General features: G+C 70.4%; 22 protein-coding genes and 1 pseudogene. 11 read left to right on the top strand and 12 right to left on the bottom strand.

Features of this window, described 5'->3' with window-relative positions; genetic code table 11:
* Positions 1–37: 37 nt before the first annotated feature.
* Genes FOJ82_RS09150 through FOJ82_RS09125 form a run of 6 tightly spaced genes read right to left on the bottom strand, consistent with a single transcriptional unit; the run spans position 38 to position 4,067 of the window.
* Positions 38–991, bottom strand: coding sequence for an Abi family protein (locus FOJ82_RS09150; protein ID WP_143938177.1), 954 nt, complete (start codon positions 989–991; stop codon positions 38–40).
* A gap of 21 nt (positions 992–1,012) precedes the next feature.
* Positions 1,013–2,011 (bottom strand): ornithine carbamoyltransferase, encoded by a 999-nt coding sequence (gene argF / locus FOJ82_RS09145; protein ID WP_143938357.1) that lies wholly within the window; start codon positions 2,009–2,011, stop codon positions 1,013–1,015.
* A gap of 36 nt (positions 2,012–2,047) precedes the next feature.
* Positions 2,048–2,512: a low molecular weight protein-tyrosine-phosphatase gene (locus tag FOJ82_RS09140; protein WP_143938176.1), complete on the bottom strand. Its 465-nt coding sequence runs from the start codon at positions 2,510–2,512 to the stop codon at positions 2,048–2,050.
* Positions 2,513–2,521: 9 nt separating this feature from the next.
* Positions 2,522–3,457: a serine hydrolase domain-containing protein gene (locus FOJ82_RS09135; protein ID WP_143938175.1), complete on the bottom strand. Its 936-nt coding sequence runs from the start codon at positions 3,455–3,457 to the stop codon at positions 2,522–2,524.
* Complete coding sequence (locus tag FOJ82_RS09130; protein WP_143938174.1) at positions 3,457–3,663, bottom strand: hypothetical protein; 207 nt, start codon at positions 3,661–3,663, stop codon at positions 3,457–3,459. Before FOJ82_RS09130 ends, FOJ82_RS09135 begins: the two co-directional genes overlap by 1 nt.
* Positions 3,664–3,668: 5 nt before the next feature.
* Positions 3,669–4,067 (bottom strand): hypothetical protein, encoded by a 399-nt coding sequence (locus tag FOJ82_RS09125; protein WP_221933086.1) that lies wholly within the window; start codon positions 4,065–4,067, stop codon positions 3,669–3,671.
* 125 nt (positions 4,068–4,192) lie between these two features.
* Between FOJ82_RS09125 and FOJ82_RS09120 the strand changes: the two genes are divergently transcribed.
* The 4 genes from FOJ82_RS09120 (at position 4,193) to FOJ82_RS09105 (ending at position 10,173) form a co-directional block, all read left to right on the top strand.
* The gene (locus tag FOJ82_RS09120) at positions 4,193–6,982 is read left to right on the top strand and encodes a cation-translocating P-type ATPase (protein WP_185975700.1); all 2,790 of its coding nucleotides are present in this window, start codon (positions 4,193–4,195) and stop codon (positions 6,980–6,982) included.
* Positions 6,983–7,048: 66 nt separating this feature from the next.
* Positions 7,049–7,735, top strand: coding sequence for a response regulator transcription factor (locus tag FOJ82_RS09115; RefSeq protein ID WP_143938173.1), 687 nt, complete (start codon positions 7,049–7,051; stop codon positions 7,733–7,735).
* Positions 7,732–9,153: a sensor histidine kinase gene (locus tag FOJ82_RS09110; RefSeq protein ID WP_342780570.1), complete on the top strand. Its 1,422-nt coding sequence runs from the start codon at positions 7,732–7,734 to the stop codon at positions 9,151–9,153. Before FOJ82_RS09115 ends, FOJ82_RS09110 begins: the two co-directional genes overlap by 4 nt.
* 21 nt (positions 9,154–9,174) lie before the next feature.
* Positions 9,175–10,173 (top strand): DNA topoisomerase IB, encoded by a 999-nt coding sequence (locus tag FOJ82_RS09105; protein WP_143938172.1) that lies wholly within the window; start codon positions 9,175–9,177, stop codon positions 10,171–10,173.
* Between the two features lie 34 nt (positions 10,174–10,207).
* On the opposite strand, the gene FOJ82_RS09100 is transcribed toward FOJ82_RS09105, so the two are convergent.
* Positions 10,208–12,457 (bottom strand): MMPL family transporter, encoded by a 2,250-nt coding sequence (locus tag FOJ82_RS09100; RefSeq protein ID WP_143938171.1) that lies wholly within the window; start codon positions 12,455–12,457, stop codon positions 10,208–10,210.
* 118 nt (positions 12,458–12,575) lie between these two features.
* Here FOJ82_RS09100 and FOJ82_RS09095 point away from each other — a divergent pair, with 118 nt between their 5' ends.
* Genes FOJ82_RS09095 through FOJ82_RS09075 form a run of 5 tightly spaced genes read left to right on the top strand, consistent with a single transcriptional unit; the run spans position 12,576 to position 16,671 of the window.
* Complete coding sequence (locus FOJ82_RS09095) at positions 12,576–13,805, top strand: cytochrome P450 (protein ID WP_143938170.1); 1,230 nt, start codon at positions 12,576–12,578, stop codon at positions 13,803–13,805.
* Entirely contained in the window at positions 13,805–14,134 is a 330-nt protein-coding gene (locus FOJ82_RS09090) for a lycopene cyclase domain-containing protein (RefSeq protein WP_143938169.1), read from the top strand. Before FOJ82_RS09095 ends, FOJ82_RS09090 begins: the two co-directional genes overlap by 1 nt.
* Positions 14,127–14,441, top strand: coding sequence for a lycopene cyclase domain-containing protein (locus FOJ82_RS09085; RefSeq protein WP_143938168.1), 315 nt, complete (start codon positions 14,127–14,129; stop codon positions 14,439–14,441). The genes FOJ82_RS09090 and FOJ82_RS09085 overlap by 8 nt, the downstream gene beginning before the upstream one ends.
* Positions 14,438–15,160 carry a class I SAM-dependent methyltransferase gene (locus FOJ82_RS09080; protein WP_221933085.1) on the top strand — a complete coding sequence of 241 codons (723 nt, stop codon included), beginning with the start codon at positions 14,438–14,440 and terminating at the stop codon, positions 15,158–15,160. Before FOJ82_RS09085 ends, FOJ82_RS09080 begins: the two co-directional genes overlap by 4 nt.
* Complete coding sequence (locus FOJ82_RS09075; protein ID WP_143938167.1) at positions 15,157–16,671, top strand: FAD-dependent oxidoreductase; 1,515 nt, start codon at positions 15,157–15,159, stop codon at positions 16,669–16,671. The genes FOJ82_RS09080 and FOJ82_RS09075 overlap by 4 nt, the downstream gene beginning before the upstream one ends.
* Here the strand turns inward: FOJ82_RS09075 and FOJ82_RS09070 are convergent.
* From FOJ82_RS09070 to idi, 4 genes and pseudogenes are all read right to left on the bottom strand, one after another.
* Positions 16,649–17,524, bottom strand: coding sequence for a phytoene/squalene synthase family protein (locus FOJ82_RS09070; protein ID WP_143938166.1), 876 nt, complete (start codon positions 17,522–17,524; stop codon positions 16,649–16,651). The genes FOJ82_RS09075 and FOJ82_RS09070 overlap by 23 nt on opposite strands.
* Positions 17,521–18,975, bottom strand: coding sequence for a phytoene desaturase family protein (crtI, locus tag FOJ82_RS09065; RefSeq protein ID WP_246099818.1), 1,455 nt, complete (start codon positions 18,973–18,975; stop codon positions 17,521–17,523). Before crtI ends, FOJ82_RS09070 begins: the two co-directional genes overlap by 4 nt.
* Positions 18,976–19,022: 47 nt before the next feature.
* Positions 19,023–20,150 carry a polyprenyl synthetase family protein gene (locus FOJ82_RS09060; RefSeq protein WP_342780572.1) on the bottom strand — a complete coding sequence of 376 codons (1,128 nt, stop codon included), beginning with the start codon at positions 20,148–20,150 and terminating at the stop codon, positions 19,023–19,025.
* Positions 20,142–20,687 (bottom strand): annotated as a pseudogene (gene idi / locus FOJ82_RS16950) (isopentenyl-diphosphate Delta-isomerase); the annotation flags it as partial. The gene FOJ82_RS09060 and the pseudogene idi, both read right to left, overlap by 9 nt.
* A gap of 146 nt (positions 20,688–20,833) precedes the next feature.
* Here idi and FOJ82_RS09055 point away from each other — a divergent pair.
* Both FOJ82_RS09055 and FOJ82_RS09050 read left to right on the top strand, forming a co-directional pair.
* The gene (locus FOJ82_RS09055) at positions 20,834–21,694 is read left to right on the top strand and encodes a MerR family transcriptional regulator (RefSeq protein WP_185975699.1); all 861 of its coding nucleotides are present in this window, start codon (positions 20,834–20,836) and stop codon (positions 21,692–21,694) included.
* A 33-nt stretch (positions 21,695–21,727) separates the two neighbouring features.
* Positions 21,728–22,243 (top strand): DUF6553 family protein, encoded by a 516-nt coding sequence (locus FOJ82_RS09050; RefSeq protein ID WP_143938162.1) that lies wholly within the window; start codon positions 21,728–21,730, stop codon positions 22,241–22,243.
* Positions 22,244–22,760: 517 nt separating this feature from the next.
* Here FOJ82_RS09050 and FOJ82_RS09045 read toward each other — a convergent pair.
* A complete protein-coding gene (locus tag FOJ82_RS09045; RefSeq protein ID WP_143938352.1) occupies positions 22,761–24,938 on the bottom strand; it encodes an MMPL family transporter in 2,178 nt (725 codons plus the stop codon).
* Positions 24,939–25,049 lie beyond the last annotated feature (111 nt).

Raw genomic sequence — 25,049 nt, 5'->3', positions numbered from 1 at the left:
GGAGGGGTCGGGCCCCGGGCCCGGCCCCTTCGTGGCGCTAGAACGACCCGGGATCTGCGGCGGCGATGGCCCGGGCCCAGAACGGGTCCTCGGTCCAGTCGGCCGGGAAGCCCATCGTCTCCCGCTCCAACTCCCGGCCCGCCAGCAGGGACGCGAGCTCGCCGGCCCACGGGCTGGTCGGCGACACGGTGAACAGCGTCGACTGCACCGCCGACAGGACGCAGTACATGGTCTTGGCCGACTCCTCGAGCAGCCGGTCCCAGTGCCGGGGCCACTCGACAGCCTCGCCCTCCGGCACCTGTGGGTAGCGCTCCAGCCGGACGTCCCACATCCGCTCGTGGTGGGCCGCGAGGTTGCGCAGGCGCACGAACACGTCGAGCCATGACGAGAGCAGGTTGTCGGTCGAGCCCATCCCCCTGGCGACGGCTCGACGGTGCGCCGGCTGCTTCAGCGCCTTGTGCACCCGGTTCAGCTGCCCGATGCTCAGCACCTCGACCATCAGCCACGACGGCGGCAGTTCGGGGGTGCGGTAGCGGCGCAGGTAGTCCTGCAGGGCGGGGAACGGCTGCTCGAGGGCCTGCGCCACGTTTCCCTGCAGCACCCTGAAGTCGTTGGCGTCGGCGAAGTAGTGGGGCCTGGTGTACCAGTGGGAGTCGCTGTCCACCTGACTCATCACCTCGCTGAGAGCGGCCCGGAAGGCGATCTCGATGCGCGCCAACGAGTCCATGGCCAGCAGCCGGAGGTCGCGGTCGAACGAGTACAGGGACAGCACGTCGGCGAAGGTGGTGCCGGGCGCGATCTCGTGCCTGCCGCCCTGGCGCTCGAACGGGCGCAGGTAGGGCGCGAGCCGGTAGTAGCCGATGTGGAACAGTGCCTCCCGGGCGAGCGACCTGTCATCGACGACGAGCCCTCGGGCCACGAGCAGGTCCACCAGTTCCGCGCTGCTCAGGGGCGGCTTGTTGAAGTGCCCGCCTCCCCTGCCGTTGCCCATGGCCGGAGCCTATCGGTCCGCTCAGTCGGCCAGGGTGGCGACCAGGACGGCCTTGATGGTGTGCATGCGGTTCTCGGCCTGGTCGAACACGATGCTGGCGTCCGACTCGAACACGTCGTGGGTCACCTCGAGGGCATCCAGGCCGGTGGCCCGATACAGCTCCTCCCCCACCGTCGTGGCCCGGTCGTGGAAGGCCGGCAGACAGTGCATGAACTTCACGTCTGGGTTCCCGGTGAGCGCCAGCAGTTCCGCGTTGACCTGGTAGGGCCGCAACAGCTCGATGCGCTCGGCCCACAGCTCCTTGGGCTCGCCCAGGGAGACCCACACGTCGGTGGAGACGAAGTCCACCCCGGCCACGCCGGCGGCGACGTCGTCGGTCACGGTGATCCGGGCGCCGGTGGCGGCGGCGATCTCGTGCGCCCGTTCGAGGACCTCGGGTGCCGTCTGCTGCTGCTCGGGGGCCACCATGCGGATGTCCGATCCCATCATGGCCGCGGAGATGAGCGTGGAGTTGCCCACGTTGTTGCGGACGTCCCCGATGAAGGCGTAGCTGACCTGTTCCAGGGGCTTGCCGGAGTGCTCGGTCATCGTCAGCTGGTCGGCGAGCATCTGCGTCGGGTGCCAGTCGTCGGTGAGGCCGTTGAACACGGGCACCCCGGCATACTCGGCGAGGGTCTCCACCGTGGCCTGGGCGGCGCCGCGGTACTCGATGCCGTGGTACCAGCGGCCCAGGACGCGTGCGGTGTCGGCCGCGGACTCCTTGTGGCCGACCTGGGATCCAGCCGGGTCCAGGTAAGTGGTCCGGCCACCCTGCTCGGCCACCGCAACCTCGAAGGCGCAGCGGGTGCGGGTGGAGGTCTTCTCGAAGATCAGGGCGACGTTGCGGCCCTGCAGCCGCTGCACCTCCCGACCCTCGCGACGGGCGGCCTTCAGCTCCGCGGACAGCTCCAGCAGCGAGCGCCACTCGTCGCTGGTGAAGTCGAGTTCCTTGGTGAAGCTGCGTCCCCTGAGGTCTCCCATGAGCCGGCCCTTTCGTCGCTTGCGCAAGACAGCAGACTAGCGGGCCGCGGCAAGCACCTCGTCGAGGATTCCGGGGATGGCGGCCTCGACGTCGGCGAGCGTGGCGTGGAAGCCCGCGGAGTCCCCGTACCAGGGGTCCTCGAGCGGGGTTCCCGGCGGCATCGCGGGGTTGAAGTCGTTCAGCAGGCGGATGTGGTCGGCGCCCGGGCTCATCCGGCGCAGCCGCTCCACCTGGTACGGCTCGACGGCAACGACGAGGTCAGCGGAGTCGACGTCGGCGGCGCTGATCTGGCGCGCGCGATGGCCGCCGGTCTCGTAGCCGGCGGCCTGCAGCACTGCGGCGGCACGCGGGTCGATCGGGTTGCCGGCCTCCTCGGTGGAGAGTGCGTAGCTGGAGATCTCCAGTTCCAGCCCACGCTCGGCGGCCACCCGGCGGGCGACCCGCTCGGCCATCGGGGAGCGGCAGATGTTGCCCAGGCAAACGAAAACGAGAGAGGTCATCGCCCCAGCCTAGGAGCCGAGCTGGGGCAGCACACCGTCCCAGATGGCGCGCAGCACGTCGTGCATCGCGAACTCCTCGTGGCTGGTCACGGTGACCACGGCGCGCTGGTGGGGCAGCACCACCACGAACTGGCCGCGGTTACCGTCTGCCCGCCAGGCGCCCTCAGGGGTGCAGTCCCACACACCGAGCCCGTAGCGGACGGCCTCGGGCTCGTCGCTGCCGGTGGCGACCCAGTCGTCGTGCATGGCATCAACCCAGTCCGCGGGGACGAGCTGCTGCCCGTCCCACTGCCCGCGCTGCAGCAGCAGCCGCCCCATGCGGGCGAGCTCGTCGGTGCGCAGGTGCAGGCCGTAGGCGCTGTAGCTGTGGCCGCCGCGACAGGCGGCCCACAGCGGGTTCACGATGCCGAGCGGTTCGAAGAGGGTGGGCAGCAGGAAGTCCCGCACGCTTCGCCCGGCCACCGCGGCGACGGCACGGCCGAGCATGTAGGTGGAGCCGTTTGAGTACTCGAACTCCGCCCCCGGCGCGTGGCGCAGCGGGGCGGCGTAGAACTGGCCGGCCAGGTCGGGCGCCAGCTTCTCCTCCTCGGTGAACACGGTGGAGCTGCTGCCCGAGGTCATGGTCAGGAGGTGGCGCATCGTGATCGAGTCGACACCGTCGGCGGCGGCGCCCGCGGGTTCGACGACGTCCACCAGTCTGGTGTCGAGCCCGATCCGCCCCTGGCCGTGCAGGATCCCGAACGCCAGGGAGGTGAAGGTCTTGGAGCAGGAGAACACGTGGATCGGGTCGTCCGAGCGCCAGCGCACCTCGATGTCGTCGTGGCCCTCCCGACGCAGGTGGATGCCCTGCACCCCGAGCCCGGTCTCCCCAATGATGCGGACGAACTCGGAGAGCTCCCGCGGCGGCTGCTCGCCCTGGTCCACTCGGACCGGCGTCGGGCGCATCAGAAGATGTAGGTGGGCAGGCAGATGATCACGAACAGGACGAAGCCGATGAACAGGGCGATCGAGATGATCGCCTCCTTGCCGAAGGCCTCGATCAACTGGGGTCCGTCCTGCTCCTCGCCCTCGACGGGTTCAGTGGCGGGGACGTCCTCCGGGGCGGGTCCGGCCGCGTCGGCGCCTTCCTCGGTGTGCGGTCGTGTGGACATGGTCCTCACCCAATCAGTCTGTTGATGTCTGCGTACAGCGCGACTGCCAGCACGAGGAACACGAAGGCCATGAACCACGTGTAGAGCCACTTCATCTTGTGGTCCGCGCTCCAGAACCGGCGGACGCTGTGGATGCCGTTGACGACGGCGACGACGCACAGCACGATCCCGATCGGCGCGGCGAACACGCCGGCGAAGCTGATCAGCGGCACCGCGATGGGGACCACCAGGTAGGTCACCAGACATCGGACGGCCGAGACGACGAGCGAGGTACGGAAGGCCCTGTGGGCGTCCCCGACGACCTGCTTGCCCGTGCCCGAGATGCGCAACAGCCGACGCATGAACCGGTCGGCGGCGCCCTGCGGCGCCCGAACTGGGGTCGAGGTGTCAGCATGCGTGGTCAAGGTGCACTCCTGGAGGATTCACCACCGATACTAACCGACCGGGATCCCGCCCGGTCCTCTGAGGCTGGGGATACGCTGGAAGGTGCCGGGCCGTTCCCCCGGGGCCCCGGGGATACAGGAGAGCCGTGACCACAGCAGCGTTGGGGAACAGTCCCGAGGCCACCGAGGCGGCCGAAGTCGCGGCAGCCCTGGAGGTGGACCCCGACAAGGGCCTCAACTCCGACGAGGCCGCACGACGACTGGCCGAGTCCGGTCCGAACGAACTGCGGGCCAGCCCACCGGAGCCGACGTGGCGCAAGGTCCTGCGCCAGTTCCAGGAGCCCCTGGTCTATCTGTTGCTGGTCGCCATGGTGATCTCGCTGGCAGCCTGGTTCGTCGAGGGCGCCACCGGCGCTCCCATCGATGCCATCGTCATCGCGGCCATCGTCATCGCCAACGCCGCCATCGGGTACGTGCAGGAGAGCCGCGCCGCCGACGCGGTCGCCGCGCTCCAGAGGATGACCACCGTGAACTCGACGGTGGTCAGGGACGGCTCGCAGAGGTCAGTGCCCTCGAGCGAGCTGGTTCCCGGTGACGTGCTGGTGCTGGCCGAGGGCGACGCCGTCGGTGCCGACGCCCGGCTGCTCACCGCCACCGGCCTGCGCGTCCAGGAGGCCTCCCTGACCGGTGAGTCCGAGGCCAGCACGAAGAACCCGGCAACACTTGCGGCCGGCATCGCGCTGGGCGACCGCGCGAACATGGTGTTCAAGGGCACCTCCGTGGTGCAGGGCGTCGGTCGTGCCGTGGTGAGCGCCACTGGCATGGGAACCCAGATGGGCAGCATCGCCGAGATGCTCGACGAGACCGAGGCGGATCCCTCGCCGCTGGACCGGGAGATCGAGCAGGTCTCCAAGATGCTCGGCATCCTCGTGCTCGGCATCGCGGTGGTCGTGATGGCAGCGCTCGTGCTGGTCAACGGGGCGGACACCACCGAGGAACTCGTCACTGTGCTGCTCATGGGCGTCTCCCTCGCCGTCGCTGCGGTCCCGGAGGGCCTGCCCGCCATCCTCTCGCTGGTGCTGGCGGTGGGCGTGCGCACGCTCGCGGGCCACAACGCCCTGATGAAGGAACTGCACTCGGTGGAGACGCTCGGCGCGGCGTCGGTCATCTGCTCGGACAAGACGGGGACCCTGACCCGCAACGAGATGACCCTGCGCACCGTCGTCACCGCCTCCGGCGAACTGGACCTGAGCGGAACCGGCTACGACCCCGACGGCAAGGTGACCGGGGAGCCCGACGACGCCACCCTCCGTGAGGCGCGGATGGCGCTGACAGCCGGCTCGATAGCCAACGACGCGCAGCTCAGGAAGGACGAGTCCTGGGAGATCCAGGGCGATCCCACGGAGGCGGCCTTCCTGGTGGCCCAGCACAAGCTGGAGGGCACCGCCGACCGGGTCCGGGCCTACGGTCGCGAGGGCGAGGTGCCGTTCACCTCCGAGCGCAAGCTGATGTCGGTGGGGGGCCGCGAGGCGGGCACGGACGCGATCCGGCTGTTCTCGAAGGGTGCCCCCGACGTCCTGCTCGCGGAGTGCGACAGCATCCAGGTCGGCGACGCCGTCGAGGAGATGGACGAGGCGCGCCGGGAAGGCATCCGCGCGACGGTGGAGCAACTCGCCGCCCAGGGCTACCGCACGCTCGGCACCGCCTTCCGCGACCTGAGCGAGGAGGACGCCGCCGTCATCGACGACGCCGACGAGCACGCTCTCGTCTGGCTCGGCGTCGTCGGCATCATCGACCCGCCCCGCACCGAGGCCGCCAACGCGATCCGCGAGGCGCACCGGGCCGGGATCCGCACCATCATGATCACCGGCGACCACCCCGTCACCGCGGCCCGCATCGCCTCGGACCTGGGCATCGTCGAGGAGGGCGCCCGGGCCCTCAGCGGCAACGAGCTCGACGCGCTCAGCGACGAGGAGTTCCAGCAGGCCACCCGCGACGTCTCCGTGTTCGCGCGTGTGGCCCCGAAGCACAAGCTGCGCATCGTCGACGCGCTGCAGGCCGACGACCAGCTGGTGGCGATGACCGGCGATGGCGTGAACGACGCCCCGGCCCTGAAGTCGGCCGACATCGGCGTGGCCATGGGCATCACCGGCACGGAGGTCACCAAGGAGGCCAGCGAGATGATCCTGGCCGACGACAACTACGCCACGATCGTCACCGCGGTCCGCCTCGGGCGAGGCGTCTACGACAACATCCGCAAGTTCCTGCGCTACCTGCTGTCGTCCAACATGGGCGAGGTGGCGACGGTGTTCTTCGGGGTGCTGCTCGCAGGCTTCATCGGGCTGGCGGTCCCGGACGACCCGAGCGCGATGGCGGTGCCGCTGCTGGCCACCCAGATCCTGTGGATCAACCTCGTCACGGACTCCGGCCCAGCGCTCGCGATGGGCGTCGACCCCGAGGACGGCGACGTCATGGGGCGGCCGCCACGGCATCCGTCCGAGCGCATCCTGAACCGCTCCATGTGGCTCCAGATCATCTCCATGGGACTCGTCATGGGCACGGTCACACTACTGACGATCGACATCTTCCTGCCCGGCGGCCTGGTCGGTGGCTCCGACTCACTCGAGGTGGCCCGCACCGCCGGGTTCACCACACTGGTGTTCGCCCAGCTGTTCAACGCCTTCAACTCCCGCTCGGAGTTCCACTCGGCCTTCTCGCGCCCCTTCGACAACAAGTGGCTGTGGCTGACGGTGCTGCTCGCCGCCGCGCTGCAGTTCGCCGTGGTGGAGCTGCCCTTCCTGCAGGTCGCCTTCGGCACGACGCACCTGGACGCGGCACACTGGCTGGCTGCGCTCGGGATGGCCTCCATCGTGCTCTGGTACGGCGAGCTCGCCAAGCTGGGCCGCCGCGCCCGCGCCCGGGCGCGGAACCGGTAGCAGCCTCGACGCCGACGCTCGGCCGCGCCGTCGTTCCCGGATGGCCCCATTGGATAGGGTGGTGACATGCAGATCCTGGTGGTGGACGACGATCAGGCCGTCCGTGATTCCCTCGCGCGCTCGCTGAAGTACTCCGGCGACGAGGTCATCACGGCAGGCGACGGTATCGAGGCCCTGGCCAAGCTCGCGGGGCACACTCCGGACGCCGTGATCATGGACGTCATGATGCCGCGCCTGGACGGCCTGGAGGCCACCCGGATGCTGCGGGAGAGCGGCAACGATGTCCCCATCCTCATCCTGACCGCGCGCGACGCCGTCGGTGACCGGGTGGACGGGCTCGATGCCGGCGCGGACGACTACATGGTCAAGCCGTTCGCACTCGACGAGCTCCTGGCGCGCCTGCGCGCCCTGACCCGCCGCTCGAAGCCGGCGGCCGAGAACGACTCGAAGGCCCTCAGCTTCGCCGACGTCACGCTGGACCCGCAGCACCGCGAGGTCACCCGCGCCGGCCAGCACGTCTCGTTGACCCGCACCGAGTTCGCTCTGCTGCAGGCCTTCATGGAGAACCCGCGCAAGGTGCTGGAGCGCAGCACGCTGCTGAACGAGGTCTGGGGCTTCGAGTTCCCTGCCACCGCGAACTCGCTGGAGGTCTACATCGGCTACCTGCGGCGCAAGACCGAGGCCGGCGGGCAGTCCCGCCTGATCCACACGGTCCGTGGCGTCGGGTACGTACTGCGTGAAACTCCCCCGTGATCGGTAGCTTCTGGATCAGGCTGAGACGCGGTGTCGAGAGGATCGTCACGGGCCAGAGCCTCCAGGGGCGGCTGGCCTCCCTGACGGGTATCAGCGTCTCGCTCGCCGTGCTCCTCGTGGGTACCACCGCGTACTTCATCACACGCTGGTCCCTGCTCGACGAGCTGGACCAGGAGCTGACCTCCACCGCACTCACCGCCACGGCCACCATCGGGGACGACGTCTCCGGCTTCGGCGGACTCAACGTCACCGGTCTCCGGGGACCGGACGAGGTGCTGGCGGTGGTGTCCGTGAACGGGGACACGCGCACCTCGACGGGACAGACCGTCACGCTGCCGGGCGGCCCGCCAGAGATCGCGATCGCGCGCCTCCAGCAGGGCTCCTCAGAGCGGTCGGTCACCCTGGCTGACGGCCGGCAGTTCCGAGTGGTCTCCGTACCGCTGCAGTCCAGCAACGGCGGCTACGCCGTGATGTACGCGCGCTCCCTCGAGCCGCTGCAGTCGACCCTGCGCTCGCTGTGGGTGGTGATCCTGATCTCCGGTCTCGTCGGGATCCTGACGACGACGGTTGCGGTCCTACTGGTCGCCAAGGGCGCACTGGCGCCCGTCCGGCGGCTCTCCCGCGCCGTCCGAAACGTCACCCAGACCGACCAGCTCAACCCCATCCGGATCTACGGCAACGACGACCTCGGCGAACTCACCAAGTCCTTCAACGGCATGCTCCGCTCCCTGCAGACCTCCCGCGAGCAGCAGCGGCAGCTGATCGCCGACGCCGGACACGAGCTGCGCACGCCGCTCACCTCGATGCGCACCAACGTAGAACTCCTCGTCGCCGACGACACCTCCGGCATGCTGCCCGAGGGGGCCCGCACCGAGATCCTCGCCGACGTCTCGGCGCAGCTGGGCGAGTTCTCCGCGCTCGTGGGCGACCTCGTGGCCCTGACGCGCGACGACCACCTGCAGCGTCCCCACGAGGAGCTCGACCTGTCCGACGTGGTGGACTCCGCCGTCGAGCGCGCGCAGCGCCGCGGCCCGCTGCTGACCTTCAACGTCCAGCTGGAGCCCACCCACATCCTCGGCGACGCCTCCACCCTGGAACGCGCGGTCACCAACCTGCTGGACAATGCGGTCAAGTTCTCCCCCGCCGCAGGCGTGATCGACGTCATCCTCGCCGACGGCGCGCTGACGATCATCGACGACGGCCCCGGCATCGCCGAGGACGACCTGCCGCACATCTTCGACCGGTTCTACCGCTCCGACCGGGCCCGCAACACCCCCGGCACCGGTCTGGGACTCTCCATCGTGGTGCACACCGCCGAGGCGCACGGCGGCACCGTGAGGGCTGGGAACGAACCCGGCAAGGGTGCGAAGTTCACGATGAAGATCCCGATGTTGCCCGCATTGCCCTTCGAGGACTGAGCGGCGCACTAGATTCTCCCCATGACACGACTGCGCAGGGTCGATCCGGCCATGCCGGGCTGGACGCGGCGCCGTGCCGGCAAGGGCTTCAGCTACCTGGACGCCGACGGCCGGCGCCTTCCCGAGGAGGACGTCGAGCGGATCAGGTCGCTGGCCATCCCGCCCGCCTGGACCGACGTGTGGATCTGCCCCGTCGAGAACGGCCACCTCCAGGCCACGGGCACCGACGACGCGGGCCGCAGGCAGTACCTCTACCACCCGGACTGGCGGGGCAAGCGCGATCGGGAGAAGTTCGAGAAGATCACCGCCGCAGCCGAACACCTGCCGCGGGCACGCCGCCAGATATCGAAGGACATCGCCGGTGACGGCATGGGCTTGGAGCGCGCCTGCGCGACGGCGGCGCGGCTGCTCGACGTCGGCTACTTCCGGATCGGCAATGACGCCTACGCCGACGCGAACGGCTCGTTCGGGCTGACGACCCTCGAGCGTCGGCACGTGCGTCGTCGAGGCGACTCGTTGGTGTTCAGCTTCGAGGGCAAGTCCGGGATCGCACACACCGTGGTGGTCGATGACGCAGCGGCCGTGGCGGCGCTGGAGGTGATGCGCTCGCGCCGCACCGAGGACCAGCGGCTGCTGGCCCACAAGGGCGCGGGCCACTGGCGACCGCTGACCTCCGGCGACGTGAACGCCTACCTGTCGGAGCTGTTCGACGGCACGGTCACCGCCAAGGACTTCCGGACCTGGCACGCGACGGTGATCGCGGCCGAGGTGCTCGCCCTGACCGAGGAACCCGGGGACTCGAAGGCCTCCAGGCAACGGGCCATCAAGCAGGCGGTGCTGGAGACGTCCAACTACCTGGGCAACACTGCGGCCATCGCCCGGAACTCCTACATCGACCCGCGGGTGATCACCCAATACGAGGCCGGGAACACGATCAAGGAGGCGGCCACGAAGCGGCACCGCACCCCAACGGCACGGCAGGCCGCGCTGGAGCGGGCGCTGCTGGAGCTGCTGGCCTGAGCCGCAGCTGCACCACCCGCCCGAGGGCTGCCGGTTAGGATCCCACGCGCACGGTCTCCCGCGCCGCGGGCTCCCAGTCCTTGTCGAGCCGCTTGGGCCACCACAGGTGCCGGCCGATGTCGAGCCCCAGCGCGGGCACGAGCAGCGTCCGCACCAGGAACGTGTCCAGCAGCACACCGAAGGCGACGATGAACGCGAGCTGCAGCAGGAACAGGATCGGGATCACCGCCAACGCCGCGAACGTCGCCGCCAGCACGATGCCGGCCGAGGTGATCACGCCGCCGGTCACCGAGAGTCCCCGCAGGATGCCCTGCCTGGTGCCGTGCAACAGGGCCTCCTCCCGGACCCTGGTCATCAGGAAGATGTTGTAGTCGATGCCGAGGGCCACGAGGAAGACGAACCCATAGAGAGGGACCGAGGGGTCAGCGCCCGGCAGGTCGAGGACGTGGTTGAACACCAGGGCGGAGACACCCATCGCGGTGCCGAACGAGAGCACGGTGGTGGCCACGAGCAGGATCGGAGCCAGGACGCTGCGCAGCAGACCCATGAGGATGAACAGGATCACCACCAGGACGATCGGGATGATCAGGTTCCGGTCCCGGATGGAGGTGTCGTTGGTGTCCACCGCCACGGCCGTGGTGCCGCCGACGAGGGCGATGCCGTCGAGCTGGGCGCGGATCTCACGCACCACCTGCTCTGCCTCGGCGCTGTCCGCGGGATGGATGAGGGTCGCCTGCAGCAGGACCTCGCCGTCGTCGACGGTGGGATCCGGCGCGGGCGTCCCGGGCGGGCCGAGGGGCTGGATGCCGTCCTGGGTGACGGGAGCGGACCCGGAGGGACTGTCCTCGGCCAGCACGGAGACGGAGTCGACCCCGTCGGTGGCGAGCAGGACGTCGGCCACCTGCTGCAGGTCGGACTGGGCCACGAGCACGTTGGTGGGATCGCCGGAGCCGCCGGGGAAGTGCTCGGCCAGCGCCACCTGTCCGTCACGGGCGTCGGAGGCGCCGATCACCAGCTCGCTGCTGGCCACGCCGTCGGCCTTGAGGGTGGGGAAGAAGGCCGCGCCGATGGCGAGCAGGGCGATGCTGGCGACCCAGACGATCCTCGGCCGACGCGAGACCCAGCGGCCGATGGTCGCATACCCGCCGCGGTGCACGGCGGAGTCGTCGTCGGAGTCCGCGTCGAACTTCGGGCGACGGGGCCAGAAGGCGGCGCGACCGAGCAGCAGCAGCATCGACGGGAGCAGGGTCAGCGCGGACATCATCGCGAACACGATGCCGATTGCAGCCACCGGCCCGAGCGACTTGTTGGAGGCAAGGTCGCTGAACAGCAGGCAGAGCAGGCCGGCGATGACCGTGCCGCCGGAGGCGAGGATGGGCTCGATGGAGCCGCGGAGGGTCTTGCGGGTGGCCTGCCACTTGGAGCGGTTGCGACGCAGCTCCTCGCGGTAGCGCGCGGTGTAGAGCAGCGCGTAGTCGGTGGCGGCCCCGATGACGAGGATGAACAGGATGCCCTGGGTCTGCCCGTTGAGAGTGAGGACCTCCCACTTCGCGAGCCACCAGTTGACGAGCAGGGCGACGCAGAGGGCGAAGAGGCTGGTGGACAGCACCAGGATCGGCAGGAGGACGGAGCGGTAGACCACGAGCAGGATCACGAGGACGGCGCCGAGCGCCACGGCAAGGAGGAGCCCGTCGATGCCGCCGAAGGCCTCCCCCAGGTCGGCGGAGAACCCGGCCGGACCGGCGACGTTGTGGGTGACGCCGGCGGGGACGCCCTCCGCGACGACGTCCCGGATCTCCGCGACGGCCTCACCCAGCTCGGCCGAGGCGTCGATCGGGATGAAGGCCTGCGCCGCGAGCCCGTCCTCCGAGGGGATCAGGGGCGAGACGCTGTCGACCGCCTGCAGGTCCCCGAGCTCCTCGACCGTGGCGGTCAGTTCGGCGAGGTCTGTCTCCGAGAGCTGGTCCTCGGACGTGAAGACCAGGATGGCGGGGATGACCTCGTCGCCGACGAAGTCGGTGAACCGCTCGCCCACGAGCGTCGCGTCCGCGCTGGCGGGCAGGAAGGTCGCCCTGTCGTTGGCTGCCACCTCCCCGACCTTGCCGAAGTAGGGTCCGCCGATGGCGGCGCCGACCAGCCACAGCACGATGAGGAACACGGGGATGAGCACCCGCAGCCACACCGGGGGCTTGCCGGGCAGACCTGCACCGACCCTCCCGCGGGACGCGCGACGGGGGGCGGCGTCGTCCGACTCCTCCACCTTTTCCAGGATCTGCGAAGACATGGGCTTGTCCTATGTTTGTCCAATGTTGATTGAGGCCAGCCTAGACTCCTTCCAAGCCGTTTGTCCAATGTTTGTCGAATCTTGTTAGACTTCGCATCAAACGTCCGAGAGGCAAGCCATGAACGCGCCAGCCGAGCCCGTGCCGGACGACCGGCGCGCCCACAACCCGCGCGACACCGACGGCCCCGCGATCTCGCGGGACGAGGGGGTCTGGAGGATCCGCTCGATGCGGGCTGCGCGCGACGTGCTGAGGGCGCGTCACCGCACCACCCAGGCCGGTTTCACGGCGGAGTACATCCCCAAGGGATTCCTGAAGCACCATCCGATCCTGATATCCGACGGCCCCCTGCACGACGAGCAGCGCACGAAGGTGGGCCGCTTCTTCGCGCCGAAGGTGGTGCGGGAGCGGTACCTCGCCGACATCGAGGCCGTGGCCGACCGGCTGCTGGACGAGGCGACCGGCCGCGACTCGTTCGCACTGGACCAGCTGGCGCTGTGGTTCAGTGTCGAGGTGACCTCGAGGATCGTCGGACTGACCGAGTCGCCGGTGCCCGCCATGTCGCGTCGGCTGGAGGCCTTCTTCAGGCAGCCGCCCCTGGACATGGCCCGGCCGGACCTGGGCCGAACACCGCGCCAGTGGATGCAGGCCGCCGGCAGGGCCCTGCTCCCCCTGGCCATGTTCCACCTGCGCGACGTCCTGCCCGCCATCCGCTCCCGGCGTCGGCACCCACGCGGCGACATCGTCAGCCACCTGGTCTCGGAGGGCTACACGCAGGCCGACATCCTCGTCGAGTGCGTGACCTACGGCACCGCCGGGATGGTCACCACGCGCGAGTTCATCACGATGGCCGCCTGGCACCTGCTGGGCGACCCCCGCCTCAGGGACCGCTACCTGGAGGCCCCGGAGGCCGAGCGCCACGCCATCCTGAACGAGATCATCCGCTTGGAACCGGTCGTCGGGCACCTCTATCGCCGCGTGAGCGAACCGTTCACCGTCACCGACGGCGAGCACGAGGTCGACCTGGCGGCCGGAGACCTCGTCGACGTGTGCGTGCGCCACACCAACACCGACCCGGGCGTGGTGGGTGACGCCCCGCACCACCTGCGGCCCGGGCGCGAGCTGCCGCGGGGCGTGGACCCGTCGGTGCTGACGTTCGGTGACGGCGCCCATCGCTGCCCCGGCCAGCCCCTGGCCATCACGGAGACCGACGTGCTGCTGACCCGCCTCCTCAGGCTCGGACCGGAGGTGCTCTCGGAGCCCGAGGTCGGTTGGGACGACCTGATCGAGGGCTACCGTCTGCGTGGACTCGTGTTGCGCACCACCCCCAGAGCCGGAGGAACGCCCTGATGGACCAGTACCAGTACCTGTTGCTGATGGCGGCCTGCGTCGCGATCACCCTCCCTCTGGAGTTCGTGCTCAGGGCGCGCGTCTACCGCCGCCCGGTGCGGCTCCTGCTGGCGATGCTGCCCGTGCTGGTGGTCTTCGTGGCATGGGACCTGCTCGGGATCGTTCGTGACCACTGGGGCTACAGCGCCGAGTACACGACCGGGGTGATGCTCGGGATCATGCCGCTGGAGGAACTCGTGTTCTTCCTGGTGATCCCCGTCTGCGGACTTCTCAGCTACGAGGGCGTCGGCTACGTGCTGCGCCGCATCAGGACGGACGAGAATGCCTGAGTACACACTCCTGACGCTCCTTGCGGTGGTCGCGGTGGCGGCGATCGAGCTGCTGTGGCTGCGCACCGGCATCTTCCGCTCGCTCCAGTACTGGTTGTCGATGGCCATCGTCATGTTCTTCCAGGTCCTCGTGGACGGCTGGCTCACCAAGCTCTCGGCCCCGATCGTGATCTACAACCCCGTGCACCACGCGGGCGTCAGGTTCCCCTGGGACATCCCCGTGGAGGACTTCGGCTTCGGGTGGGCGATGGTCACCCTGGTCATCCTGGTCTGGGTCCACCTGGGGCGACGGGAGGAAGCTCGGTGACCGCCACCAACACCGCCGCCTTCGACAGGAGTGCGTCGCGCTACGACCTGATGGTCGCACTGAACCCCGGGTACCACCGCGAACTGCACCGGGCCGCCGGCGCCCTTGCCGATCGCCTCACCGACGTCCCGGACCCCCAAGTGGTGGACCTGGCGTGCGGTTCAGGCGCGTCGACCGCGGCGCTCGCCCGGGCACTGCCCGAAGCCGAACTGCTCGGCCTGGACGCCTCCTCGGGCATGCTCGCGGCGGCCGGGGCCAAGCAGTGGCCCGCGCGGGTCCGGTTCGAGCAGGCGGTCGCGGGCGAGCTGGACCTCGAACGGCTCGGGCGTGGCAGTCGCGACGGCGTCCTCACGTGTTACCTGTTCCGAAACGTCCCCGAACCGCTGCGCGACGTCGCCGTGGCGGAGGTCTTCGCCCTGCTGCGGCCCGGCGGCTGGCTCGTGGTCCAGGAGTACTCCGTGGCCGGCAACCGTGGCGCGCGTCGCGTCTGGGACGCCGTCAGCCACGCGGTGATCATCCCGCTCGGCGCGCTCCTCGACCGGAACCCGGGCCTCTACCGCTACCTGTGGCGCAGCGTCCTGGACTTCGACTCCGTCGCCCGCTTCGCCGACCGGCTCGTCGCCGCCGGATTCACCGACGTCTCACACCGCACCGCCACCGGCTGGCAGCGCGGCATCCTGCACACCTTTGTCGCACGCAAACCGGAGCCCCAGCCATGAACCAGTTCCCCGGACGCGACCGCCACGCCGTCGCGCACCCCGCCCACTCCGGATCGGCCCGCGTGGGCGACACCCGCCGCGTGGTGGTCGTCGGAGGCGGGATCGCGGGCATCGCCGCGGCGGTCGCCTTGGCCGAGCGCGGCGTCCGGGTGAGCCTGCTCGAGGCCGACGACCGGCTCGGCGGGCGAGTGGCGGCCTGGCCGCTGCCTGACGGCCGCACAATGAGCCGCGGCTTCCACGCCTTCTTCCGCCAGTACTACAACCTGCGGACGCTGCTGCGCCGGGTGGACCCGGCCCTGGACCGGCTGGTCCCCATCGACGACTACCCGCTGCAGCGCCCCGACGGCCTGCGCGACTCCTTCACCGGGCTCACCAGGACCCCGCCGTGGTCCGTGCTGCAGTTCGTCGCCCGCAGCCCCGCCTTCACCCTGCGCGGCCTGGCCGGCGTCAACGTCGCCGCGGCACTGGAACTGCTGCGGGTGCGGTTCCCCGGAACGCACTCCGACTACGACGGCGAGTCCGCAGCCGCCTTCCTGGACCGGCTCCGGTTCCCGGACGGTGCGCGGGACCTGGCGCTGGAGGTCTTCGCGCGCTCGTTCTTCGCGGACCCCACCGAGTTCGGCGCGGGCGAGCTCGTGGCCATGTTCCACACCTATTTCCTCGGCTCCGCCGAAGGGTTGCTCTTCGACGTCCCCGACGACGACTACGACTCCTCGCTCTGGCGCCCGCTGGGCGAGTACCTGCACGCAATCGGGGTGGACGTCCGCACCGGGACGGGGGCCCGCCGGATCGCCGTCGGCGACGACGGCGCCACCGTCTCGCTCGACGACGAGGAACTGGCCGCCGACGCCGTCGTGCTGGCCACCGATCCCCGAGCCGCGCGTGGCCTGGCCGCTGCCGTCGAGGGCGACGACCTCGACGGCTGGCGTGCGGCCGTGGCGGCCACCGTGAACGCGCCGCCGTTCACCGTGGTGCGGCTGTGGCTCGACGCGCCCGTGGCGGTGGACCGGCCGGCGTTCCTGGGCACCTCGGGCTACGGCCCGCTGGACAACGTCTCCGTCCTGGAGCGCTTCGAGGGCGGAGCCAGGGACTGGGCCGCGGCGAACGGGGGCTCGGTGGTCGAGCTCCACGCCTACGCCTGCGACCCGGCCGTGGCCTCCGACGACGACGCGGCGGCCGGGGTGGTGGCGCAGCTCGAGGCCGAGCTGCACCAGGTCTACCCGGAGACGGCCCGGGCGGGCGTGCTGGCGCGGGAGGTGCTGGTGCGCGACGACTGCACGCTCATCGGCCCGGAGCGCTGGGAGGAGCGGCCCGGTGTGGCGACGCCGTCGCCGCGCCTGGTGCTGGCCGGCGACTGGGTCCGATGCGACCTGCCCGTGGCGCTGATGGAACGGGCGGCCACGACGGGCTTCCTGGCCGCCAACCAGCTCCTGCAGGGCTGGGGCGTGGCCGGGCACGACCTGTGGACGGTGCCCATGACCGGTCTGCTCAGGCGGGCAGCCCGACGGTGACCGCCCGCACGGCGACCCCGAGCTTCTCCCGGCCGGGGACGCGGATGCGGCCGGCGAACACGTCGTACTCGGCCGCCTCGATCCGGTCCAGGATCCGGCTGTAGAGCACCAGGGCGGTGCCGACGCAGCGCCGCGAGGCCGGCGGCAGCATCGCCAGGCCCGGGCGGGCGTCGTCGTAGAGGGCACGGTTGCGCGCCACCTCGAAGGCCATCAGCTCCCGCCACTGCGGGGTCACGCGCCGCAGCCACGGGTCGGCGCCGAAGCGCTCCAGGTCCTCCCGCGGGAGGTAGACGCGCCCGCGGTCCAGGTCCTCGTCGACGTCGCGCAGGAAGTTGGTCAGCTGGAAGGCCTTGCCCAGCGCCCGGGCGGGCTCCATCGCCTCGGGCGTGTACGGCTCCAGGACCGGCAGCATCATCTCGCCGATGACCGCCGCGGAGCCCTCCATGTAGCCGTTGCTGAGCGCGTCCCACGTGGGCCAGGTGTCCTGCACCAGATCGGCGGCCATGGCGTCGAAGAACCTTCCGAAGCACTCCGGGTCGGTGCCGCGGCGACGGATGCTGTCGACGATGGCGGCCATCACCGGCTCGTCGGAGGAGCCGGCGGCCAGGGCGTCGAAGAACCAGGTCCGGAACGTCGCGAGCCGCTCGGCCGGCGTGCCGTCGCGGGGGACCGAGAGGTCGACCTTCTCCGGTTCGTCCACGATGTCGTCGGCCAGCCGGCACAGCGCGTAGACGGTGTGCACGTCGCGGCGTTGCTCCCTCGGCAGGAGCAGCGCGCCCCAGAAGTAGGTGGTGCCGTGCCTGCGGGTGAGTTCGGCACAGCGGCGGTAGCCCGCCTCGAGGAGCTCGCTCATCGGGACATCTCCTCCACCCGTCGGGCGGCCAGCTTGCCCGAGATCAGGACCATCGGGATTCCCACCCCGGGGGTGGTGCCGGAGCCGGCGAACACCAGCCCCGGCGCCCGCTTGTCCACGTTGCGGGGACGGAACGGTCCCGTCTGGGGGAAGGTGTGGGCCAGGGCGAACGGGGTGCCCGCAGCCATGCCCTGCCGCTCCCAGTCGACGGGGGTGACGAGGTCCTCGGTCACGATGTCGACGGGGTATCCCGCCTCCTGCAGCGTCCGCAGCATCCGCTCCCGCAGCTGCGGTGCCTCCCGCTCCCAGTCGATCCTGCCGACGTGGAGGTTGGGCACCGGCTCCAGGACGTAGAGGGTGTGGTGCCCCTTCGGCGCGGCTGTGGTGTCGTCGACCGAGGGAACGGCGACGAACCGCGACGGGTCCTGCATCGGCCTGCCGCGGTCCAGCAGGTCGGTGAAGGCGTCGTCCCAGGCCCGCCCGAAATGGATGTTGTGGTGTCCGGCCCGCTCGGGCAGTTCCCCACGAACGCCCAGGTGCCACACCAGGGCGCTGGGCGAGTAGCTGCCGCGCCTGAGCACCCGCGGCGGGGCGAGGTCGGGCAGGAGCCGCTCGTAGGCGGTGGGCAGGTCTGCCGTGACCACGACGGCATCGCCGGTGACGACGCTGCCGTCGACCAGGCGCGCGCCGGTGACCGAGCCGTCGGCCGCTCGCTCGACGCCAGCGACGGTGGAGCCGTACCGGAACTCCACGCCGGCGGCCGTGGCCGCCTCAGCCATCGCTCGCGGCACGGCGTGCATCCCGCCTTCCGGGAACCAGACACCCTCGATGGAGTCCATGTAGGTGATCACCGCGTAGATGGCCAGCGCCCGCGCGGGCGCCATGCCGGCGTACATCGCCTGGAAGCTGAACACCCGGTGCAGGCGCTCGTCCTGGAAGCGACGTGAGACGGCCGGCCCGAGCCTGCCGAAGCCGCCGAGCCCGACCAGGCGCGCGGCGGCCATCGGCCTCCGGAGCAGCCCGAGGGGCGAGTCGAAGTTCACGTCGATGAAATTGGGGACCTCGACGTCGTTGAGCTTGGTCAGCCAGGCGACGAAGTCGTCAAAGGCGGCGGCGTCCCGGGTGCCGCACTCGGCGGCGATCTCGGCACGCATCAGCTCGTGCCCCGGTCGCACGTTGAGTGTGGAGCCGTCGGCGAAGAACGCGTGGTAGGCCGGGTCCAGGAGCTTGAGGCTGAGGTGGTCGGCCACCGTGCTGCCGACGGCCGCGAACGCCTCCTCCAGCAGCGGGACCATGGTGAGCACCGTGGGCCCGGTGTCGAAGCGGAAGCCGTCGCGCTCCAGGGTGCCGTTGCGACCCCCTGGTACGTCCTCCCGCTCCAGCACCGTCACGCGGTGGCCCGCTCCAGCCAGGTGCATGGCGGCGGCGAGGCCCGACAGGCCTGCACCCACCACGACCACCCGACGGCGTGGTCCACTCTTGGGTCTGCGTCGCCCGATCATGCGTCGCGCCACGCCATCGCACGCGCCACCTCTTGCAGGCCGGCGAGCCCGTCGGGCACCATCGAGGTTCCCTCGAGGCACGCCAGGGCCGCGTCGAAGGAGCCCCGGATCAGGTCCTCCAGGGCGGAGTCCACCCCGGCGGCCCGCATCGCGTCGGCGAGTTCGGCCACCTCCTCCTCAGTGAACTCTGGCCTGCCGACCTTGGCGAGCAGCTCGCCCGGCCTGCCGACGAGGCGCTCGGCCGCGATGGACAGCGCCACGGTCGCCTTGCCCTCCAGGAGGTCGTCGCTGCACGGCTTGCCGGTGACCTCGGGATCACCCCAGACGCCGAGGTACTCGTCGCGGAGGGCGAACGCCTCTCCGATGTGCTCGCCGCACTGCAGCAGCGCCTGCGAGGTGGCGGCCGGCGCCCCAGCCGCGACGGCGGCCAGCTGCAGCGGGCGCACCACGGTGTAGCGGCCGGACTTCAGGCGCGCCACCTGCTCGGCGTGGGGGCGGTCCCGGCGGGCGGCGGCAGCCCCCGTGAGATCGGCGCGCTGACCGGCGATGAGCTCGACGGAGAGTTCGTACCAGACGTGCCGCATGGGAGCCGGCAGCCCGTCGACGAGGCGGTCGGCGACGGTGTGTGCGAGGTCACCCAGCAGGATCGCGAGATTGCGCCCGAACACCTCCGGCGAGCCGCTGGCGGCGGCCTCCCGGTGCCAACTGGCTGCCTGCACGTGGGCGGAGGGACGGCCGCGACGGCTCAGGGACTCGTCCATCACGTCGTCGTGCACGAGTGCGAACAGGTGCAGGGTCTCCAGCGCGGCCATCGCGCGGGTCAGGTGGTGGTGTGCCGGGGAGCCGGGTACGCCGCCGGCAGCGATGAAGCCCCAGTAGGCGGTGACCACCCGGAGCCGCTTGCCGCGGCCGACCAGGAGGTCGCCCAGCCAGCCCGGCAGGTCGTGGGGCAGCACGTCGACGCCGAGGCCCCCCACGTGCGTCCACCACTCGCCCTGCAGCGCCTCGAGCTCGGCTGACAGCAGCGCGTCGACGTCCCTCACCGCCGCGGTGACATCGGTGGCCGGTCGGCGCTCCAGGTGGGCGACACCCGGGAACGCGGCCTCGATGAGCGGGACCTGCAGCGCCGCCCAGGGGCTGTAGACGTGGGGGGTGGCGGAGACGGCCGTGGTGAGCCTGTCCCAGTCCACCCACGCCCACTCGGCCACCTCGTCGGGGTTGAGCGCAGGGCTCTCGTCCGTCACGAAACCCGCGAACACCGGGCAGACCTCGTTCTCGACGATTCCGGAGGCGTCGGAGGCGCGGTAGCGGAAGTCCGGCAGCAGTGGCACGAGGGGGCCGACGTGCAGGCCGAGCTCCTCACGGATGCGGCGCCGGGCGGCGTCCTCGAGCGACTCCCCCGGACGTGGGTGCCCGCAGCAGGAGTTGGTCCAGACGCCGGGCCAGGTCTTCTTCGCGAGCGCGCGCCGGGTCACCAGGACCTGCCCCTTGGCGTTGAACAGGTACGTGGAGAACGCCAGGTGCAGCGGCGTGGCGTCCGTGTGGACGCTGGTCCTGTCGGCGCGGCCGATCGGACGTCCGGCGTCGTCGACCAGCACGACGTCGTCCGGTACTGCGGCGCCCACTCTGGCTGTGGGCTCGGAGGCCGATCTTGGGGTCATGATCCGTGTCCAATGTTTGTCGAATGTTTGAATGAACTGTAGCGGCGGCTCCGACGATGAGCAATACTCTGTCCAAGGTTTGTACAATAAGCTCCGTTGACTGGTTCCAGAGAACCACGAACGAGGACCAGAATCGAGGAACTGCCGTGTACACCGTGAAACAGGTCGCGACCCTCACGGGGGTGACCGAGCCGACGCTGCGCGCCTGGGAGCGTCGCTACGGTGTTGTCGAACCCGCCCGCTCGTCCGGCGGCTACCGCCTCTACGACGAGACCCAGGTGGCCCTGCTGCGCGAGATGGCGGCCCTGGTGAGCAACGGCGTCCCCGCCTCGCACGCCGCTGCGGCGCTGCGCTCACGGCCAGCGGCAGCCGAGCAGGGCCCGCCGACGCAGCCCTCGGGTGACTCCTTGGTGGAAGCCGCGGAGGCCCTCGATCCGGTCAAGCTCCACCGGGTGATAGACCAGGCGTTCGGCTCCGCGCCCTTCGAGCAGGTGGCCGAGCACTGGCTCCCGGAGCAGTTGCTGCGGATCGGCGAGGCCTGGGAACACGGCAGGCTGGACGTGTCGCAGGAGCATTTCGCCAGCGCGAGCCTGATGGGCGCAATCGCCGGCGTGTTCAGTGCGGCGCCCGAGCCCAACCCCGCCTCCAGCGTGCTGGTGGGGCTGCCTCCGGGCGCCCGGCACGACCTGATGCTGTTTGCCTTCGCCGCGTGCCTGAAGCGGACGGGAACCGCCGTCGTGTACCTCGGGACCGACGTCCCCGAGGGGTCGTGGCTGGCGGCCGCGTCGGAGGCTCGGCCCCGGGCCGCCGTGCTGGGGGTGACGGCCCCGGAGGAGGTGCCGCGGGCGCAGGCGATCATCGACGGCCTCAAGGGCGTCACACCGCCGCTGTCGGTCTGGGTTGGCGGCTCGCAACGGCATGCGGTCACCGGGGCGGAACAGCTGCCCGACGAGGTGGCGCGGGCCGCCGCCCTCCTGCACCGGAGCCTGCTGGCCGGCCGCAACTGAGCAGCGGCAGCCGGGGCGTGGAAGTATTGGGCCATGTCTGAGCTGCCAAGCCCCATGGATGCGGCCCGCCGCGGCCCGAAGGGCAACATCGATCGCTTCCTCGCCTTCTGGCTCAACATGCTGGTGGAGGGCAAGCAGCACAGCGGCGGTCCGGCGCACCTGCGCAGGACGATCGAGAAGTTCCTCTCGGAGCCCACCCTGGTTGCCGCACGCGAGAGCGTCGGCGACGCCGTCCTGGCATCGGAGCTGCGCGACGCGGCCGAGACCTACTTCAACACCTGCCGCAGCGACACCGGCTACACCACCACGCTGTTCCGGACGCGCAAGCTGGAACCGGACCAGGTGACGGCCAAGGCCGCCAAGGACGCGGCCTGCATGATCGCGGCGCTGGCCCGCAGCAACTCCCTGACGGGGTTCGCGGAACGGTTGCCCTCACTCGTGGCGCGCGGGTTCACAGCGTCGTTCGGGGAGGAGTCCGAGCCCACGCTGCGGCTCGCCGTCGGCAAGGACCCCGTGGCCTCCCGGATCGCACCGTTGATCTGGGACTGAGGGCCAGGAGGCAAGGGGCCGGACCACCTCATACGTGGTCCGGGCTCACGGACCATTCCAACGGAACGCGAGCCGGAACGGCGGTAGCGACACGCCCGGACATGGGCGGAGGCCTGATCAAGTATGAGTTGATCAGGCCTCCTGGGTGACCAGTGAGGGGGCGACCCCGCTGATCGGGAAGGACATCCGGTTCCACCTCCGCTCGCATCGCTCTGCGAGGTCTGCGGACTTGGCCGCGGACTGGAGGTCGGTAGGACCTTACCTTCCGATTGCGATAGGGAGAGCGAACTCCAAATCGAGGCTGGCTACCCGTCAATCGTCCCGCTTCGCTGCAGGGCCCTCCGGACTCGAAAGTCCTTCGGCAATGGACGCTGGTTGGCCTCCTCGGCACTTCCCGCGAGGGTTGTGCGTACAGAGATTTCTACCCCACCCAAACCACTCCTCGCAAGGGTTTCTGCAGAACTCGCCCAAAGTCCGTTGTCGCCTCGGCGTGTCGGATTTGACCAGCCTCCAGGGTTCACTCCCGGGCGCGGCGCGGCTGCACGAAATCGGGCTTCAAGTTGTTCGGCCACCAGATCCTGCGGCCGATGTCGAGGCCGAGCGCGGGGACCAGCAGGGTGCGCACCAGGAAGGTGTCCAGCAGCACCCCGAAGGCGACGATGAACGCCAGCTGCAGCAGGAACAGGATGGGGATGACCGCCAACGCCGCAAACGTCGCCGCCAGCACGATTCCGGCCGAGGTGATCACGCCGCCCGTGACGGCCAGCCCGCGCAGGATGCCCGGCCTGGTGCCGTTGGCGAGGGACTCCTCCCGGACCCTGGTCATGAGGAAGATGTTGTAGTCGATGCCGAGCGCCACCAGGAACACGAACCCGTACAGCGGTACCGAAGGGTCCGCCCCGGGCAGGTCCAGGACGTGGTTGAACACCAGCGCGGCCACACCCATCGCCGTCCCGAAGGACAGCACGGTGGTGGCCACGAGCAGGATCGGGGCCAGCACACTGCGCAGCAGGCCCATCAGGATCACGAGGATCACCGCGAGCACGATGGGGATGATCAGGTTGCGGTCACGGATGGACGTGTCGTTGGTGTCGACGGCGACGGCCGCGGTCCCGCCGACCAGTGCGAGGCCGTCGAGCTCGGTGCGCAACTCCCTGACCGTGTCCTGCGCCTCGATGCTGTCGCCGGGGGCTGAGAGGGTGGCTTGGAGGAGCACCTCGCCGTCGTCGACGGTGGGCTCGGGCGGGGGTGTCCCGGGCGGCCCGAGCGGCTGGATGCCCTCCTCGGTGACGGGCGCGGACCCGGACGGGCTGTCCGTGGCGAGCACCGCCACGGAGTCGACTCCTTCGGCGGCGAGCAGGATGTCGGCTGCGCGCTGGAGGTCCGACTCAGCCACCAGGACGTTGGCCGGGTCGCCGGAGCCGGCGGGGAAGTGCTCGGAGAGTTCGGCCTGGCCGTCGCGGGCGTCGGAGGCGCCGATCACGAGCTCGCTGGTGGCCACGCCGTCGGCCTTCAGCGTCGGGACGAAGGCGGCACCCACGGCCAGCAGCAGGACGCACCCGACCCACACCGTCCGCGGCCGTGAGGAGATGAATCGGCCGATCGCGGCATAGGCGCCGCGGTTGAAGGCGGTCTCGGTGTCCCGGTCCGGGTCGAACACCGGACGGCGGGGCCAGAAGGCGGCCCGCCCGAGCAGCAGCAGCATGGCCGGCAGCAGCGTAAGGGCCGAGAGCATGGCGAACACGATGCCGATGGAGGCCACGGGCCCGAGCGACTTGTTGGACGCGAGGTCGCTGAACAACAGGCACAACAGGCCGGCGATGACCGTTCCGCCGGAGGCCAGGATGGGCTCGATGGAGCCTCGGATGGTCTTGCGGGTGGCAGCCACGCGGGTCTTGTTGCGGCGCAACTCCTCCTGGTAGCGGGCGGTGTACAGGAGGGCGTAGTCGGTGGCTGCGCCGATGACGAGGATGAACAGGATGCCCTGCGTCTGTCCGTTGAGGGAGACGACCCCCCACTTGGCCAGCCACCAGTTCACCAGCAGGGCCACACACAGCGCGAACACGCTGGTGGCGAGCACCAGGAACGGCAGCAGGAGCGAGCGGTAGACGACCAGCAGGATCACAAGCACCGCGCCGAGTGCGACGCCGAGCAGCAACCCGTCGATACCCGCGAATGCCTCGACGAGATCCGCGGAGAAGCCGGCCGGTCCGGTCACGTGGTGGGTGATGCCCTCGGGCACCTGTTCGGCGAGCGCGGTGCGCACCGCGGCCACGGCTTCCTCGAGGTCCGCCTCCGCGTCGAGTGGGATGAACGCCTGGGCGGCCATCGCTTCCTCTGACGGGATCAGCGGGGAGACGCTGTCCACGACGGCGAGGTCGCCCAGCCCCTCGACCACGGTTTCCAGTTCCGCGAGGGTCTCCTCGTCGATCACGTCGTCGGCGGAGAGGATGACGATGGCGGGGATGGTGTCGTCACCGACGAAGTCGGTGAACCGCTCGCCGACGAGGGTGGCGTCGGCGCTGGCGGGCAGGAAGGCGGCCTGGTCATTCGAGGAGACCTCCCCGACCTTGCCGAAGTACGGTCCGCCGATGGCGGCACCGGCCAACCACACCAGGATCAGGACGATCGGGATGCCGGTCCGGAGCCAGGCCGGGGGTCTGCCGTGGGAGGGTTCTGATCGGCCGCGTGTCATCACGCCTACAAATGTAGGGCCGTTACGGGTGAGGGGGCGCATCCGCGACCGTCGGCAGCTCCCCGCGAACCGCCTGAGCTCATTTGTAAGTCGGAGCAACGAACCTATGTA

The organism is Tessaracoccus rhinocerotis, assembly GCF_007197885.1.
In the GTDB taxonomy this organism is placed as follows: Bacteria; Actinomycetota; Actinomycetes; order Propionibacteriales; family Propionibacteriaceae; genus Arachnia; species Arachnia rhinocerotis.
The sequence above is the reverse complement of the archived record's forward strand: the minus strand, read 5'-3'. Positions and strand labels throughout refer to the sequence as shown.

Coding starts and splice junctions, on each gene's coding strand:
- FOJ82_RS09150 (WP_143938177.1), bottom strand. CDS start 991: ATGGGCAACGGCAGGGGAGGCGGGCACTTCAACAAGCCGCCCCTGAGC.
- FOJ82_RS09140 (WP_143938176.1), bottom strand. CDS start 2,512: ATGACCTCTCTCGTTTTCGTTTGCCTGGGCAACATCTGCCGCTCCCCG.
- FOJ82_RS09095 (WP_143938170.1), top strand. CDS start 12,576: ATGAACGCGCCAGCCGAGCCCGTGCCGGACGACCGGCGCGCCCACAAC.
- FOJ82_RS09075 (WP_143938167.1), top strand. CDS start 15,157: ATGAACCAGTTCCCCGGACGCGACCGCCACGCCGTCGCGCACCCCGCC.
- FOJ82_RS09130 (WP_143938174.1), bottom strand. CDS start 3,663: ATGTCCACACGACCGCACACCGAGGAAGGCGCCGACGCGGCCGGACCC.
- argF (WP_143938357.1), bottom strand. CDS start 2,011: ATGGGAGACCTCAGGGGACGCAGCTTCACCAAGGAACTCGACTTCACC.
- FOJ82_RS09115 (WP_143938173.1), top strand. CDS start 7,049: ATGCAGATCCTGGTGGTGGACGACGATCAGGCCGTCCGTGATTCCCTC.
- FOJ82_RS09105 (WP_143938172.1), top strand. CDS start 9,175: ATGACACGACTGCGCAGGGTCGATCCGGCCATGCCGGGCTGGACGCGG.
- FOJ82_RS09090 (WP_143938169.1), top strand. CDS start 13,805: ATGGACCAGTACCAGTACCTGTTGCTGATGGCGGCCTGCGTCGCGATC.
- FOJ82_RS09070 (WP_143938166.1), bottom strand. CDS start 17,524: ATGAGCGAGCTCCTCGAGGCGGGCTACCGCCGCTGTGCCGAACTCACC.
- FOJ82_RS09135 (WP_143938175.1), bottom strand. CDS start 3,457: ATGCGCCCGACGCCGGTCCGAGTGGACCAGGGCGAGCAGCCGCCGCGG.
- FOJ82_RS09085 (WP_143938168.1), top strand. CDS start 14,127: ATGCCTGAGTACACACTCCTGACGCTCCTTGCGGTGGTCGCGGTGGCG.
- FOJ82_RS09100 (WP_143938171.1), bottom strand. CDS start 12,457: ATGTCTTCGCAGATCCTGGAAAAGGTGGAGGAGTCGGACGACGCCGCC.
- FOJ82_RS09045 (WP_143938352.1), bottom strand. CDS start 24,938: ATGACACGCGGCCGATCAGAACCCTCCCACGGCAGACCCCCGGCCTGG.
- FOJ82_RS09050 (WP_143938162.1), top strand. CDS start 21,728: ATGTCTGAGCTGCCAAGCCCCATGGATGCGGCCCGCCGCGGCCCGAAG.